The following is a 16,505-nucleotide window of genomic DNA, read 5'->3' as shown; positions in this document are numbered from 1 at the left end:
GGCGGGCACACAATGCGTGAAACCTACCCCGTCCGATGCCTTCACGCATCAGTCTGTGGACAAGTTCCACCCTGGCCCGCGTACGCGTCAGCCGCCCGTGATGCCCTGGATCTTGTCGAAGACGTCGAGCACCCACAGCGCGGCCGGGATCACCGACACGACGATCAGCATCTCGAAGAGGTCGGCGAGCCGGCCCATGTAGGGCGAGGGCGGCCGCGTCGACCAGGCCTGGCCGGCGATGACCACGATCAGCGCCAGCACGACCGTGCCGATGGCGATCAGCGCCCGGGTCACGTCGGCCGCGCCGAGGACCATCCCGACGATCAGGACGGCCGCACCGGTGAGCCCGGCGACGATCAGCGGTACGCGCTGGCGGGAGCTGACGAACAGCCGGGACCGCAGCAGCAGCGCGACCGAGGCCACCGCGATCAGTACGCGTCCGGCGACCGCACCGGCCGCGACCAGCACGGCGGTCGCGCCGACGGTCAGGACCGCGTACCCGATGAGCATTCCGGAGAGCAGTTCCTCGGAGCGCGAGACGGCGGCGAAGATCTTCTGCCGCTCGGGCAGCCGGCGGGCGGCCTCGAGGCTGGCGCCGGCCGAGTACATGTCCTTGCCGCCCTGGCTGCTGGTGGGCAGGGTGACCGACGGGACCGGGACCTTGCCGAACCGGATGGCCAGCACCGGGACCAGGCCGATGCCGCAGACCAGGAAGGCCAGCAGGATCGCGGCGCCGCCGGCGGTGTCGACGAAGCCGAGCAGGCTCGTGATCGCGGTCAGCAGGCCGGTGGTGATGCCGGCGACGAAGACGCGCAGCCGCCCGCCGATGCCGGCCGCGCCCAGGGCCGAGAACAGCAGTACGCACACCGCGCCGACCAGCAGCTGCGACTGGCCGAGCCAGGGTGTGAGCTTCATGACGCCGGTCAGCGACGTGCCGCCGAGGACGAGGGCGCCGCCGGCGAACGCGTAGGGCAGGCTGAATCCACCTAGGACGGCACCGACCCGGGCGTCGCCGTACGCCCGCGACGCGATCACGCCGCCGAACAGCAGCAGGACCGCGGAGGCCAGGCCGAGCCAGCCGCCCGGTGCCCAGGCCGGCCCGCCGACGAGGATGGCGAGTACGCCGCCCGCCAGCAGCACGCCGGCACCGACCACGGTGGCCGTCCGGGTGCTGGCCGACGACCAGCCGGCGCCGCGTTGCCGGGCGCCTTCGGCGATCGCCTCGACGACGTCGTCGTACTCGAGTTCGGGCCACTGCGCGCGGGCCGGCACGAGGTGCAGCACCTGGCCGTCGCGGACCCCTTGCTGGTGCAGGCTCTTGTCGCCGGACAGCGCGGTGCCGTCGGCCCGCCGCAGCGTCCAGCCGCCGTGCCGCTCGCCGTCGTCGGCGAAGCCCTCGCCGGCGTGCTGCAGCAACTCGGGCAGCAACTCGGCGATCGCGATCTGCTCCGGCAGCGCTACGTCGACGCGCCGGTGCGGTGTGTTGATGGTGACCCGGGCGAGCCCGAGCGCGGCCGAGGGGATGCTCACCGCAAATGCCTACCACAAGCCACCGACGAGCGTCACCCCGCGCCCGCGTACGCGGGCTTCGTCCACAGGGTTGTGAATGCGGGGTGTGCGTTGTCGGGCGCATCGCCTAGCATGGGGCCGCGTCCGGTCGAGAGGCCGTCATAAGGCCGTCATGGGGAGGAGGGCCGCCGGCATGGGGACTGTCGTGGTGAAACGGGGTCCTCGGCGACCCGCGCCGGAGATTCCCGGCGGGGAGCTGATCATCGATGCCCCTCCGGAGATTCCACAGGCGAGCGGGGGCCGCTGGCAGCAGGCCATGATGGCGCTGCCGATGCTCGGCGCGATGCTGCCCAGCGCGTACATGATGGGCACCGCGCAGAACAGCAAGATGGGCTACATCATGGGCGGCATGATGGGCCTGTCGTCCATCGGCATGCTGGCCATGAGCTTCTCCAACGGCGGCGGCGGCCCGAAGAAGGCCGAGATGATGGCCGCCCGCCGCGAATACCTGCGTCATCTGGCCAACATGCGGACCAAGGTGCGCCAGACCGTCGCCCAGCAGCGCTCGGGACTGTTCTACCGGCATCCCGACCCGCAGCAGCTGTGGTCGACCGTGGACAGTTACCGGCTCTGGGAGCGCCGCCCGACCGATCCCGACTTCGGCGTGACCCGCATCGGCATCGGCCCGCAGTCGCTGGCCACCCCGCTCATCCCGCCGGTGACCCGGCCGCTGGAGGAGCTGGAGCCGATGACCGCCGGTGCGCTGCGGCGGTTCCTGGACGCGTACTCGGTGGTGCCCGAACTGCCCGTCGCGGTGTCGATGCCGGCCTTCGCCCGGGTCTTCATCCGGGAGGAGGCGACCCAGCAGGGCCCGGCGCTCTTCGGCGCCTTCGGCTCGCGGGCGGCCCACGAGAATCCCGAGGACCACCGCGACGGCACCTCCGCGCACGGCCTGGTCCGCGCGCTCATCAACCAGCTCGCCACCTTCCACGCTCCCGACGACCTGGTGATCGCCGTGGTCGCGCCGGCACACCGCCGGGACCGCTGGGACTGGGTGAAGTGGCTGCCGCACGGCGCGCATCCGTCCAAGGTGGACGCCCTCGGCCCGGTACGCCTCGTGGCGCCCTCGGCGATGGCGATGGAGGAGCTGCTCGGCGACGTCATCGGCAACCGGCCCCGGTTCGGCGGCGGCGTCTCGGGCCCGTACGTGGTGGTCGTCCTCGACGGCGCCGACCTGACCGGCTCGCAGCACCTCGCGGCCGAGGGCGGCATCGCGGGTGTGACCGTGCTCGACCTCGACGGGCAGCCGCCCCGGCTGCTCGACCGCGCGACGCTCACCTTGGAGATCCGCCAGGGCTCGCACGAACTGGAGATCTTCACCTCCGACGGCGCGGCCGAGGTCGGCGTCGCCGACCAGCTGACCTTCGTCGAGGCCGAGGCCGTCGCGCGCCGGCTGTCCCCGCTGCGGCTGTCCGCGGCGACCAAGTCCGCCGACGCGCCGATGTCCGGCGACCAGGGCCTGGCCGACCTGCTCGGCATCCCCGACCCGGAGACGTTCGAGGTCGCCCAGGGCTGGCGGCCCCGCGCCGACCGCGACAAGCTGCGCGTACCGATCGGGCTCGGGATCGACGGGGCGCCGGTCGAGCTGGACATCAAGGAGTCGGCGCAGGACGGCATGGGCCCGCACGGCCTGCTCATCGGCGCCACCGGCTCCGGCAAGTCCGAGGTGCTGCGGACGCTCGTGCTGGCGCTCGCGCTGACGCACTCGTCCGAGGAGCTCAACTTCGTCCTCGTCGACTACAAGGGCGGCGCGACCTTCGCCTCGATGGACGTGCTGCCGCACACCAGCGCGGTCATCACCAACCTCGAAGGCGAGGCGCTGCTCGTCGACCGCATGGCGGACGCGATCAACGGTGAGGTGATCCGGCGCCAGGAACTGCTGCGCGCGGCCGGCAACTTCGCCAACCTCAAGGACTACAACAAGGCCCGCCAGCAGGGTAAGGCGCTGGCGCCGCTGCCGTCCCTGCTCATCGTGGCCGACGAGTTCTCCGAGCTGCTGACCGCGAAGCCCGACTTCATCGAGATCTTCGTCCAGATCGGCCGGGTCGGCCGGTCGATCGGCATCCACCTGCTGCTGGCCAGCCAGCGACTGGAGGAAGGCCGGCTGCGGGGACTCGATACGCACCTGTCGTACCGGCTCGGTCTGCGGACGTTCTCCGCGATGGAGTCGCGCACGGTCCTCGGCGTCCCGGACGCGTACGACCTGCCGCGCGCGCCCGGCCACGGCTACATGAAGTTCGGTACCGAGCCGCTCGTCCGGTTCAAGGCCGCCTACGTCTCCGGCTCGTACAAGAAGGCCGGGCAGGCGCCGGGGCGGTCGGGCGGACGGCGTACCGACATCGAGATCCACAACTTCGGGACGCACTTCGTGCCGCTGCCGGCCAAGCCCGTCAACGCCGAGCCCGAGGTGAACTGGGACGTCAAGCCCGGCGAGAGCCTCATGGACGTGCTCGTCGGCCGGCTTGCCGGCAAGGGACCGCCCGCCCACCAGGTGTGGCTGCCGCCGCTGGACGTGTCGGACACGCTGGAGGAGGCGTTCCAGAAGATCGCCATCCACCCGCAGCGCGGTCTGACCACGGCCAACACCGAACTGCACGGCGCCCTGCAGATCCCGATCACGCTGATCGACCGTCCGGCGCAGCAGCGCCGCGACGTCCAGTGGATCAGCCTCGCGGGTGCGGCCGGGCACGTGGCGGTCGCCGGTGCGACGCAGAGCGGCAAGTCGAGCCTGCTGCGTACGATCATCAGCGCCGTGGCGCTCACCCACACACCGGCCGAGGCGCAGTTCTACTGCCTCGACTTCGGTGGCGGAACGCTGGCCGCCCTCCGCGAGCTGCCGCACGTCGGCGGGGTGGCCGGCCGTCTCGACACCGCGCAGGTCCGCCGGACGGTCAGCGAGGTCGCGATGCTGCTCGCCCAGCGGGAGGCGCGCTTCGCCGAGCTGGGCGTGGACTCGATGGCCAACTACCGCCGACGCCGCGCGGCCGGGCAGGTCAACGATCCCTTCGGTGACGTCTTCCTGGTCATCGACGGCTGGTCGACGCTGCGGGAGAGCTACGACGACCTCGAACCGGTCATCACCGACATCGCGACGCGGGGTTTGTCGTACGGGGTCCACGTCATCGCGTCGTCGCTGCGCTGGCGTGACTTCCGGGCGGCCATCCAGGACCAGTTCGGCACCAAGATCGAACTGCGTCTCGGCGACCCGTCCGACTCGATCGGCAAGGTCCGCAAGGCCGCGCAGAACGTCCGCAACGCGCCCGGCCACGGTGCCACCAACGACGGCCTCTACTTCCTCACCTTCCGCCCGGAGCTGACCTCGCTCGGCACCGACCAGACGTCGGTCAGCAAGCACATCGCCGAGCACTGGAAGGGCGAACCGGCGCCGCGGGTGCGCATGCTCCCGCCGGTCTACGCGTACGAGAACCTGCCGATCACCGGCGGCGACCCGTTGCACCTGCCGATCGGCCTGTCCGAGGACCTCACCCCGATCTCGATCAACTTCCGGGACGACCAGCACTTCATGGTCTTCGGCGAGAGCGAGTGCGGTAAGTCGACGTTCCTGCGGGCGATGGCGACCACGATCACCCGCCGGTTCACCCCCGACGAGGCGAAGATTCTCATCGTCGACCACCGGCGCAGCCTCCTCGGTGCGATCACCGGCGACCACCTCATCGGGTACACGACGAACTACGAGCAGAGCGCGCAGTACCTGCAGGCCGTCGCCGGCTACATGGACCAGCGCAAGCCCCCGGCCGACGTCACCCCCCAGCAGCTGCGTGAGCGGCCCTGGCTGGAGGGCCGGCCGGAGTGTTTCGTGCTGATCGACGACTACGAGATGGTGGCGTCCGGCTCCGGCAACCCGCTCGACCCGCTGGTGCCGTACCTGGAGATCGCCCGCGACGTCGGCCTCCACGTGATCATCTCGCGGAACTCGACCGGGGCGAGCGGCCTGTCCTACCAGCCGCTGTTCCAGATCATGCGCCGCGTCGGCACGCCCGGCCTGCTCATGTCCGGCGACAAGAACGAGACCTCGCCGCTTGGCGACCTGCGGTTCGAGCGCATGGTTCCGGGCCGGGGCCGGCTGATGTCCCGCAAGCAGGGCATCCGTCTCATCCAGGTGGCGGAGCTGCCCGCCCAGTGAGGCGTCCCCCGGCGCGGGTCACCACGATCGCGCCGGGGAGCATCGTCGGCCCCTGGCCGTGCCAGTCCACGACGAGCGCCGCCATCGCGGCGACGTGCCGGTGGCCGAGCGCCGCCGGTTCGGCGCCCAGTCCGAGAGCCCAGGCGTGCAGGACTCGCGTACGCAGGGCGGCCGGCAGGTCGGCGAGGCGATGCACGTCCAAGCCGTCTCCGGAACGGCAGTCGTCGGCCGCGGCCGAAGCGAGTTCGTCGAGGTAGGCCGAGTCCGCGGCGATCTGCCCCGCCGTCCGGGCCAGATTGCCGACCACGCCGTCGCCGAGCGTGTCCACGAGCGCGGGGAGCAGGTCGGCGCGAACGCGGGCCCGGGCGTACCGGGGATCGGCATTGTGTGGATCGTCCCAAGGCGACAGTCCAGCCTCGACACAGTACGCGCGCGTCGTGGCCCTCCGTTCACCGAGGAAGGGCCGCAGCAAGGTCAGTCCGTCGACGGTCCGGCGTTCCGGCATGCCGCTCAGCCCGCGGGGTCCGGCGCCCCGGGCCAGGGCCAGCAGGACGGTCTCGGCCTGGTCGTCGACCGTGTGACCGAGCAGGACGGCTGTCGACGCGTACTCCTGGGAATGGTGGCGGAGTGCCTGGTAGCGGGCGTTGCGCGCGGCGGCCTCGGGACCGAGCGGATCAGCCGGGTCGATCGCGACCGCGGCCACGACGGCGGGGGTGAGGCCCGCGGTGCCCGCCCACGCGACGACCTGGGCAGCGCGATCGGCGGAGCCCGGCTGGAGGCCGTGATCGACGGTCACCAGCCCGATCGCCCGGCCGGTACGCGCACCCACCCACGCGGCCGCCGAGGCGAGCGCGAGCGAATCGGCGCCGCCGGAGCAGGCGACGAGCACGAGGCCGGCCGGCAGCGGGGCGAGGCAGCGGCGGACCGCGAGGCGGAGGGCGGCGACCGCCGGGGGCGGACCGGCCATCAGGCGAGGACGCGGGCGATCCACGCGTCGGGGTCGGAGATCTCGTCGAGGGTCGGCAGGGTCGCCGGGGAGGTCCAGATCTCGTTGAAGCCGGCCATGCCGACGCGGTCGATCACGTCGGCGACGAAGCGGCGGCCCTCGGCGTACTGCCGCATCTTGGCCTCGATGCCGAGCACCCGGCGCACCATGCCCTCGACCGGGTTCGACGCGGTACGCCGCGCGTTGAAACGCTGCCGGATCGCCTCGACCGACGGGATGACCTGCGGGCCGACCCCGTCCATGACGACCTCGGCGTGCCCCTCGACCAGGGTCATGAGCGCGGTCAACCGGTTCATCACCTCTTTCTGGGCGGGGCTCTGCACCACGTCCAGCACGCTGCTGCGGGCCTGCGGGTCGCGGGCCAGGTCGGCGACGGCGGACAGGGCGCGGCGCACGCGTGCCAGCAGCTGGCCGGTGTCCACATCGGCGGCGTCGACGAACGCCTGCACCTCGGCCAGGAAGTGATCGCGCAGCCAGGGCACGGCGGTGAACTGCGTCTGGTGGGTGACCTCGTGCAGACAGACCCACAGCCGGAAGTCGCGCGGTTCGGCGCCGAGCTTGCGTTCCACCGCGGCGATGTTCGGCGCGACGAGGAGCAGCCGGCCCGGGTCGGCGGAGAACACCTCGTACTGCCCGAGCACCCGCCCGGACAGGTACGCCAGCACGGTCCCCGCCTGCACCCCGGTCACCTTCGAGCCGACGAGGTCGAGCGGCGTACGCGCGTCGGGGTCGGCCTTCGTGCGGGCGACCAGCTGCCGGGCCAGCGGTCCGATGACGGTACGCATGCCGTCGACGTTGACCTTGGCCCAGTCGACCCGGTCCACGATCCGCGGCGGCAGGACCTCGACCCGCGGCTGCAGGCCGGTGAAGTCGGCCACGTGGCGGCCCGCCTCGGCGGCCAGGACGCGCAGCTGCCCGACGACCTCGGCCGCCTCGGCCGCGGTGACCTTCGGGCCGGTCGGTCCGAGCTTGCCGGCGGTGGCGGCCGCGAGGTCCCAGTCGACGAAATCCGTCATGGCTCGACGCTACCCGGTCGAGCGATCTCCGACCTGTTGATCAACGTATGGAAACGGCCCCGGACCGCGGTCGCGGTCCGGGGCCGGAAAGCCTCAGGGGCTCAGTGCTCCAGCGGCGTGTCCTTGGCCCGCTGGTACGACGCCTTGATCTCGGCCTCGGCCTCGACCCGGCCGACCCAGGTCGCGCCCTCGACGCTCTTGCCGGGCTCCAGGTCCTTGTAGACCTCGAAGAAGTGCTGGATCTCCAGCCGGTCGAACTCGGCGACGTGATGGATGTCGCGCAGGTGCTCCAGCCGGGGATCCTCGGCCGGAACGCACAGCACCTTGTCGTCGCCGCCCTTCTCGTCGCGCATCCGGAACATGCCGATCGCGCGGCAGCGGATCAGGCAGCCGGGGAAGGTCGGTTCCTGGACGAGCACGAGCGCGTCGAGCGGGTCGCCGTCCTCACCGAGGGTGTTCTCGATGAATCCGTAGTCGGCCGGGTACTGCGTAGAGGTAAACAGGGTACGGTCGAGCCGGATGCGTCCCGTCGCGTGATCGACCTCGTACTTGTTGCGCTGCCCCTTGGGGATCTCAACCGTGACGTCGAAATCCATCTCACGCTCCTGACCGTTTCCTCGCCGACACTGGCTTCTGGTCGCTAGTGTCGCGTAAGTCGATCGCACCGCATACCTGGAGGGCCCGTGGGGAGGCAAGGTTCACACTACGGCGAGGATTCGCCGTGGGCGGCCGGTTGGCAAGGAAATGAGCCGGACCAGCGGAACCAAGGTTATCCACCGGACTATCCACAGGCGCCCGTGGACTATCCACAGCCTTATCCACAGGCTGATCCACAGGGATGGGGACAATATCCACAAGCCCCTCAAGCTTCACAGTCCGGACATTATCCACAGGCCCCGGGCCCGCAAGACCGTCCACAGCCGCGGCCGGGCACGACCTATCGCTCCGGATCCACGGGTACGCCGAGCGGCCCGCCCGGATATCCACCGCCCCCGGAGTACCAGCGGCCGCCGGTGAACCAGCCGCCCGCCACCGGGTACGCGAACCCCTACGGCCCGCGTCCGACCGGCGACCGGGGTCCCGACTTCGGCCAGCCGCCCCAGCCTCCGGCGTGGGATCAGCCCCCGAGATCGGGCCAGCCGCCGCGGCCGGGTCCGGTGGCCCAGCCGGATCCCGCGCAACGTGGGCCGAAGCCGAAGCGAAAGAAGCGCGGCCTGCTCATCACGGCCGGGGTCGTCGCGATCGCCATCGGCCTGGCCGCCGGCGGCGTCGCGTACGTGGGGCCGGATCGCGTACGCACGATGTTCGGCAGTCCGGCGGCCAGCCCGTCGGCCTCGGCCCCGACCGTCCCGACCGCCGCTTCCGTGCTCAGTACGCTGGGCGACTCTGCCGCGATGCCCGCCGCGGGCACGGTCGAGGCGGCGCTGCGCAGCCCGATCGCGGACGCCGAACTCGGCTCCTCGGTGAACGTCTCGGTCGTGGACGTGCCGTCCGGCACCGTCCTGTTCGACCACGGCGCCGACCACAACGCGAATCCCGCCTCGACGACCAAGATCGCGACCGCCGCCGCGGTGCTCTCCGCGCGGGGTGCCGATTACCGCATCACGACCAAGGTGGTCGCGGGCCCGAACCCGGGCGAGGTCGTGATCATCGGAGCCGGCGATCCGACGCTGACCTACGGCCCGACCGGCTACTACGTCGGCGCGGGCCGGCTCGACCAGCTCGCGGCCCAGGTCAAGGCGGCCCTTGGCGGTCAGGCTCCCACCAAGGTCATCTATGACGGCTCCCTCTACCCCGGTTCGAGCATCGGCCCGGGCTGGGATGACGGCGATGCGGCCGGCCCGTACGGAGCGAAGATCACCGCGCTCATGATCGACGGGGCGCGGACGAGCCCGAAGCGGCCGAAGTCGATCGAGGAGATCCACGCCGGCCAGGACCGGACGAGCCAGCCCGACCGCTCGGCCGCCGCCGCCTTCGCCAAGGCGCTCGGCATCTCCAAGGTCGAGTCCGGCAAGGCCCCGGACGGTGCCCAGGAGCTCGGCTCGGTCCAGTCGCCGCGGATCGACAGCATGGTCGAGATCATGCTGTCGGAGAGCGACAACGTCGTGGCCGAGATGCTCGCCCGGCAGGTCGCCATCGCCAAGAACCTGCCCGCGACCTTCGACAATGCCGGCAAGGCCGTGTCCGACCAGCTCGCTTCGATGGGCGTACAGGTGGACGGGGCCAGCATGCGCGACGGCTCCGGCCTGTCGCGGCTGGACAAGCAGTCGCCGGCGATGCAGACGAGCCTGCTGGCGCTGGCGGCCGGGGAGAAGCACCCCGAGTTGCACTCGATCTTCGGCGGCCTGCCCGTCGGTGCCTGGTCCGGCACGCTCGCCGACCGGAACATGACCGCGGGCGGCAAGCCCGAGGCCGGTGCCGGCGTCGTCCGCGCGAAGACCGGCACGCTCACGGGCGTCGCCGCCATCGCCGGGATCGTGGTCACCAAGAGCGGCCGGCTGCTGGCGTTCTCCGTGCTGTGCGACGCCGTGCCGTCGTCGACCGACGTCGCCCGGGCCCACCTGGACGAGGTGACCAACGCGCTCGCCGCGCTCTGAGAAGGGCGGCCGCGAACTCGGGAAACCGGCGCAACCCCCGGACGTGTCGCGCCGGAAGGCCCGAGGCGGCGGAGGAAGATACGCGTATGCTTTCGCGGCTTTTCCTCCCTTTAGCGCTGGTTGTCGCTTCCGTTCCGACGGCCGCGGTGGCCCACGCCGCCACACCGGCCGCCCGGCCCGACGTGAAGGTCGTGTCCCGCTACACGGCCGCGAAGACGAGCAGCATCGCGCGTACCGACCGGTCGCTGCTGGGGCGCCGGGACTCCGGTCGGGTCGACGTGCTGGTCAAGCTGGCCAACGCCCCGGTCGCCACCTACACGGGCGGCGTACGCGGTTTCGCGCCGACCAGCCCCAGCGTCACCGGCCGGCCCCTCGCGGACTCGCCGGCTGAGCGGGCGTACGACCGGTTCCTCCAGCAGCAGCAGACCGCCTTCGAGCAGGCCGCCGCGAAGCTGCCCGGATTCCGGGCCGGCCGCGCTCTGCGGACGGTCTACGGCGGGGTGGCGGCGAGCGTACCGGCGAACCGGATCGCGGATCTGCTGAAGCTGCCGGGTGTCGTGGCCGTGCAGAAAGACGAGGTACGCCAGCCGCTCACCGACGCGAGCAACCAGTTCATCGGGGCCGACCAGGTGCAGCAGCGGCTCGGCGGGGCGAAGAACGCCGGTCGCGGGATCATCTTCGGCGTGCTCGACACGGGTGCCTGGCCGGAGCACCCGTCCTTCGCCGACCAGGGCAACCTGTCCGCGCCGCCGAAGAAGGCCGACGGCGGAGCCCGCAAGTGCGACTTCGGCGTGAACCCGCTGACGAAGAAGAAGTTCGCCTGCAACAACAAGATCATCGGCGGCCAGGCGTTCCTGGACGCGTACCTGAAGGCGCATCCGGACGAGACCTACAAGAGCGCGCGCGACAGCGACGGCCACGGTACGCACACCGCCTCGACCGCCGCCGGCGACGTGCTGGCCAGCGCCAAGGTGTTCGGCATCGAGCGCGGGCCGCTGCACGGGATCGCGCCGGGCGCGTGGGTCAGCGTCTACAAGGTGTGCGGTGCCGAGGGCTGCTACTCGTCCGATTCCGCGGCGGCCGTCGCGCAGGCGATCAAGGACGGCGTCAAGGTCATCAACTTCTCCATCTCGGGCGGCACCGACCCGGCGACCGACCCCGTCGAGCTCGCCTTCCTCGACGCGTACGCGGCCGGGGTGTTCGTCGCCGCGAGCGCGGGCAACGAGGGGCCGCAGGAGGCCACGGTCAACCATCTGTCGCCGTGGGTGACGACGGTCGCCGCCTCCACGCAGCGGCGGGAGTTCACCTCGACCATCAGCCTCGCCTCGACCGACGGGGCGAAGCTGACGCTGACCGGCTCCTCGCTGACGCAGGGCGTCACCACGGCCGCACCGGTGGTTCTGGCCGCGGGCGTCCCGGGCTACGGCGCCAAGCTCTGCGACAAGGCGCCCGCCAAGAACGCCTTCGCCGGGAAGATCATCGTTTGCGAGCGCGGGGTCAACGCCCGGGTCGAGAAGGGCTACAACGTCAAGCAGGGCGGCGGGGTCGGCATGATCCTCTACAACCCCGCCCTGCAGGACACCGAGACCGACAACCACTGGCTGCCCGCAGTACACCTCGCCGAGGGCGCGCAGCTGCTCGCGTACCTCGGAAAACACCAGAATGTGAGCGCGACCTTCACCGCGGGCGTGAGGCACGACGGGCGCGGTGACGTGATGGCGGCCTTCTCCTCGCGCGGGCCCGGTGGCCTGGCGCTCAAGCCCGACGTGACCGCGCCGGGCGTGCAGATCCTGGCCGGGGACACGCCGACGCCGGACGATCCGGCGGGCGGCCCGAGCGGGCAGTACTTCCAGGCGATCGCCGGGACCTCGATGTCGGGCCCGCACGTGGCGGGCTCGGCGATCCTGCTGCGGGCCGCCCACCCGGGCTGGACGCCCGGCCAGACCAAGTCGGCCCTCATGACGACGGCCGTGACCAAGGTCGTCAAGGAGGACCTGAAGACGCCGGCCGACCCGTTCGACGACGGCGCCGGGCGGATCGCCGTGGCGACCGCCGTCGAGCCCGGGCTGACCTTCGACGAGACCGCGCAGCGGATGGCCAGGCTGGCCCTGGACCCCATCGGCGCACTGCAGATCAACATGCCGTCGATCAACGCTCCGGTCATGCCGGGCCGGGTGGTCGCCGTCCGCACGGTCAAGAACGTCACCGGCCGCACGCTCACCTACCGCTTCGCGACCACCGCGCCCGCGCACTCCGCGATCTCCGTCGACCCGCCGTCGATCACGGTCGGCCCCGGCCGGACCGCCCGGTTCTCGGTCACCATCTCCTCGTGGGCCAAGACCCAGCAGCTCTTCGGCGGCGTACGCCTGGAGCCGGCCGGAGCGGGCACACCGGCACTGCACCTGCCGGTCGCCTTCGTCCCGCAGCAGGGTTCGGTGGCGCTGACCGGCGCCTGCGTCGACGGCGGCTGCTCGGTGACGGCCGCGAACCGGTCCTACACGGACGCGCGCGTCGACACCACTTCGGTGTTCCCGGCCGGCGTCGGGATCGCCTCGGTCACGGGCGCGACGCGTACCGGCGCGGCGTCGGTGAGCCGGAACGGGGTGACGCTGCCCGGCATCGTGCCCGGTACGCCGTCGCTCAAGGACACCACCGGATCGGTCTACGAACCGCTGTCCGCGACGGTCGGCGCCGACGGCAAGAAGATCGCGGCCGAGGCGATCGGCGACGAGGAGATCATCAACTTCGACACCCCCGCCTTCCGGTACGCCGGCCAGGCGTACTCGCGGGTGGGGGTCAGCTCCGACGGCTATCTGGTGGTCGGCGGCGGGGACGGACAGGACGTGAACCCCGAACCGAACGGCCTGCCCGACCCGAAGCGGCCGAACAACGTGCTCGCGCCCTTCTGGACCGACCTCGACGGGACGGGCGCGGACGGCGTACGCGTCGGGGTGCTCGACCGGGCGGGCCGGCGCTGGATCGTGGCGGAATGGCGCGTGAACGTCTTCGGGACGACCTCCGGCCGGCACTTCCAGGTCTGGATTCCTACCGGGAGTAGTACGCCTACAGCGAACATCCGCTTCGCGTACGACCCGACGGCGATGCCCGCGGCACCCGGCGGCGGGGTCAAGTTCCTCGTCGGTGCCGAGAACATCAGCGGCGCCGCCGGCGCGGCCCGGACCGGCGTGCCGAAGGGGGATCTGCTCGTGCCCGCGACCTCGGGGAAGCCCGGCGGCACCCTCACCTACTCCGTACGCCTGACCAGCCCGGACGCCTCGCCGGGTGAGATGGTCACCACGATGGGGGCCACCACGGTGCCCGGAAAGACCGTGATCCACACTCGGATCGCCGGCGTCAAACATCCCTGAGTCGGTCGTCACGTAGATCACCGGTCTCCGGGCCGCCGGCCGCCAACTACGCTGTATGTCATGGCTGAGCTGCCCGGGTGGTATGACAACGACATCGACCGAGTGATCGTCTCGGCGGACGATATCCGCGCCAAGACGGAAGAGCTGGCCAAGCAGGTCGCGGCCGACTACGCGCAGGCGGACAGCGTGCTGCTGGTCTGCGTACTGAAGGGCGCGGTCATGTTCATGGCGGACTTCGCCCGGGCCCTGGGCCGCTTCGGCCCGCCCGCCGAGCTGGAGTTCATGGCCGTCTCCTCGTACGGCCAGGGCACGACCTCCAGCGGGGTGGTACGCATCCTGAAGGACCTCGACCGGGACATCGCCGGCAAGCACGTGATCGTGGTCGAGGACATCGTCGACTCCGGTCTCACGCTCAGCTGGCTGCTGAAGTACCTGCAGTCGCGCTCGGCCGCGTCGGTCGACGTCGTGGCGCTGCTGCGCAAGCCCGAGGCGGTCAAGGTGACCGTCCCGGTGAAGTACGTCGGTTTCGACATCCCCAGCGAGTTCGTGGTGGGCTACGGACTCGACTACGCCGAGCGCTACCGCGACATGCCGTATGTCGGTGTTCTCAAGCCCGAGGTATACCAGAGATAGCGAGTACGGAACGTCGGCTCCGCGTCTCTCAGCGTATTCACAGGGGCGCGCTGCTGCGGCATTCGTGACATCAACGGTGTACCGTCAAGTGACCTGACGGCCTACGTATCGATCGGGAGGTTTCGGGCGCTCCGCGCCCGACAACAAAGGTATGGAGCGACTCCCCTTTTATAAGCGCCCGTGGTTCTGGGTCGTACTCGTCCTGGCCGCGATCGCGGTCGTCTACGTGACCTCCACGAACTCGGGGACGTACCGCGACGTCGATACCTCGGTCGCGCTTGCCCAGCTGAACTCCGGGAACGTCAAGAAGGTCCTGATCCAGGACAAGGAGCAGACGCTCCAACTCGATCTGACGTCCAAGCAGAAGTTCGGCTCGGTCGAGACTGACAAGATCCAGGCCAACTACCCGGGTGCCGCGGGCGACGACGTCTTCAAGGCCGTCCAGAACGCCAAGTACGCCGACGGCGGCAGCTACAACACCGAGGTCACCCAGGACAGCTGGGTCACGTCGCTGATCTTCTCGTTCCTGCCGCTGCTCCTGATCGTCCTGTTCTTCTTCATCATGATGTCGCAGATGCAGGGCGGCGGATCGCGCGTACTGAACTTCGGCAAGTCGAAGGCGAAGCTCGTCAGCAAGGACACCCCGAAGACCACCTTCGCGGACGTGGCCGGTGCCGAGGAGGCCGTCGAGGAGCTGCACGAGATCAAGGACTTCCTGCAGAACCCGGCCAAGTACCAGGCTCTCGGCGCGAAGATCCCGAAGGGCGTGCTGCTGTTCGGCCCGCCCGGAACCGGCAAGACGCTGCTGGCGCGGGCCGTGGCCGGCGAGGCGGGCGTCCCCTTCTACTCGATCTCCGGTTCGGACTTCGTCGAGATGTTCGTCGGTGTCGGCGCCTCCCGCGTCCGGGACCTGTTCGAGCAGGCCAAGGCGAACGCCCCGGCGATCGTCTTCGTCGACGAGATCGACGCCGTCGGCCGCCACCGCGGCGCCGGCATGGGCGGCGGTCACGACGAGCGTGAGCAGACCCTCAACCAGCTGCTGGTCGAGATGGACGGCTTCGACGCGAAGGGCGGCGTCATCATGATCGCCGCGACCAACCGGCCCGACATCCTGGACCCGGCGCTGCTGCGTCCCGGCCGCTTCGACCGGCAGATCGCGGTCGACACGCCGGACATGGAGGGCCGCAAGGCCATCCTGCGGGTGCACGCCAAGGGCAAGCCGTTCACGCCCGACGTCGACCTCGACGCGGTCGCCCGGCGTACGCCGGGCTTCACCGGCGCCGACCTGGCGAACGTGATCAACGAGTCGGCCCTGCTGACCGCCCGCAACGACAAGCGCGCGATCACCAACGACTTCCTCGAGGAGTCGATCGACCGCGTCGTGGCCGGTCCGCAGCGTCGGACGCGGGTCATGTCGGACCACGAGAAGAAGATCACGGCGTACCACGAGGGCGGGCACGCTCTGGTGGCGCACGCGATGCCGAACTCGGCACCGGTCCACAAGGTCACCATCCTGTCGCGCGGCCGGTCGCTCGGGCACACGCTCGTCCTGCCGGTCGAGGACAAGTACACGCAGACGCGCGCCGAGATGATCGACACCCTCGCGTACGCGCTGGGTGGCCGGGCCGCCGAGGAACTCGTGTTCCACGAGCCCACCACGGGTGCCGGCAACGACATCGAGAAGGCGAGCTCGATCGCCCGCGCGATGGTCACGCAGTACGGCATGAGCGCCAAGCTCGGCGCGGTCAAGTACGGCTCCAACTCCGACGAACCCTTCCTCGGGCGCACCTATGGCCATGAGAAGGACTACTCGGACCGGGTCGCCGCCGAGATCGACGCCGAGGTGCGCAACCTCATCGAACTCGCGCACGACGAGGCGTACGCCGTTCTCGTCGAGTACCGGGACGTGCTGGACAACATCGTTCTCGAGCTGATCGAGAAGGAGACCCTCTCCACGGCCGACATGAACCGGATCTGCGCGCGGGTCGTCAAGCGCCCGCCGATGGCTCCGTTCAACGGCTTCGGCAAGCGGACGCCGTCGGATCTCCCGCCGGTGCAGACCGCTGCCGAGCGCGCCGCCGCCGGTTCGCCCGGCTCGGCCGCCTCCACCACCACCGGTGCGGCGGTCGAGGGCGCCGGTACGACGCTGATCGAGGGATCGAACTGAACGTC

General features: G+C 70.9%; 9 protein-coding genes. 5 read left to right on the top strand and 4 right to left on the bottom strand.

Annotation, left to right across the window (positions count from 1 at the left end):
- Window positions 1-87 precede the first annotated feature (87 nt).
- Window positions 88-1,530 (bottom strand): type VII secretion integral membrane protein EccD, encoded by a 1,443-nt coding sequence (gene eccD / locus G401_RS0107100; RefSeq protein ID WP_027341955.1) that lies wholly within the window; start codon window positions 1,528-1,530, stop codon window positions 88-90.
- Window positions 1,531-1,702: 172 nt separating this feature from the next.
- Here eccD and G401_RS0107095 point away from each other — a divergent pair, with 172 nt between their 5' ends.
- The gene (locus G401_RS0107095; RefSeq protein WP_027341954.1) at window positions 1,703-5,713 is read left to right on the top strand and encodes a type VII secretion protein EccC; all 4,011 of its coding nucleotides are present in this window, start codon (window positions 1,703-1,705) and stop codon (window positions 5,711-5,713) included.
- On the opposite strand, the gene tilS is transcribed toward G401_RS0107095, so the two are convergent.
- The 3 genes from tilS to G401_RS0107080 form a co-directional block, all read right to left on the bottom strand.
- On the bottom strand, window positions 5,682-6,680 hold the full coding sequence (tilS, locus tag G401_RS0107090) for a tRNA lysidine(34) synthetase TilS (RefSeq protein ID WP_027341953.1): 999 nt from the start codon (window positions 6,678-6,680) through the stop codon (window positions 5,682-5,684). The two genes, G401_RS0107095 and tilS, sit on opposite strands and share 32 nt — an antisense overlap.
- Window positions 6,680-7,735: a zinc-dependent metalloprotease gene (locus G401_RS0107085; protein WP_027341952.1), complete on the bottom strand. Its 1,056-nt coding sequence runs from the start codon at window positions 7,733-7,735 to the stop codon at window positions 6,680-6,682. Before G401_RS0107085 ends, tilS begins: the two co-directional genes overlap by 1 nt.
- 101 nt (window positions 7,736-7,836) lie before the next feature.
- Window positions 7,837-8,331 (bottom strand): inorganic diphosphatase, encoded by a 495-nt coding sequence (locus G401_RS0107080; protein ID WP_027341951.1) that lies wholly within the window; start codon window positions 8,329-8,331, stop codon window positions 7,837-7,839.
- Window positions 8,332-8,748: 417 nt separating this feature from the next.
- On the opposite strand from G401_RS0107080, the gene dacB reads away from it, so the two are divergent.
- The 4 genes from dacB to ftsH all read left to right on the top strand — a co-directional run bounded on the left by dacB (window position 8,749) and on the right by ftsH (window position 16,500).
- Window positions 8,749-10,332, top strand: coding sequence for a D-alanyl-D-alanine carboxypeptidase/D-alanyl-D-alanine endopeptidase (gene dacB / locus G401_RS44050; RefSeq protein ID WP_051366299.1), 1,584 nt, complete (start codon window positions 8,749-8,751; stop codon window positions 10,330-10,332).
- A gap of 146 nt (window positions 10,333-10,478) precedes the next feature.
- On the top strand, window positions 10,479-13,700 hold the full coding sequence (locus G401_RS44045) for a S8 family serine peptidase (RefSeq protein WP_051366298.1): 3,222 nt from the start codon (window positions 10,479-10,481) through the stop codon (window positions 13,698-13,700).
- 60 nt (window positions 13,701-13,760) lie between these two features.
- Window positions 13,761-14,333 (top strand): hypoxanthine phosphoribosyltransferase, encoded by a 573-nt coding sequence (gene hpt, locus G401_RS0107065; protein ID WP_027341950.1) that lies wholly within the window; start codon window positions 13,761-13,763, stop codon window positions 14,331-14,333.
- A 151-nt stretch (window positions 14,334-14,484) separates the two neighbouring features.
- Window positions 14,485-16,500: an ATP-dependent zinc metalloprotease FtsH gene (ftsH, locus tag G401_RS0107060; RefSeq protein ID WP_027341949.1), complete on the top strand. Its 2,016-nt coding sequence runs from the start codon at window positions 14,485-14,487 to the stop codon at window positions 16,498-16,500.
- Window positions 16,501-16,505 lie beyond the last annotated feature (5 nt).

Source organism: Hamadaea tsunoensis DSM 44101, assembly GCF_000428945.1.
GTDB classification, from domain to species: domain Bacteria; phylum Actinomycetota; class Actinomycetes; order Mycobacteriales; family Micromonosporaceae; genus Hamadaea; species Hamadaea tsunoensis.
Note: the sequence above shows the minus strand (reverse complement) of the source record. Positions and strands in the feature narration are given on the sequence as shown.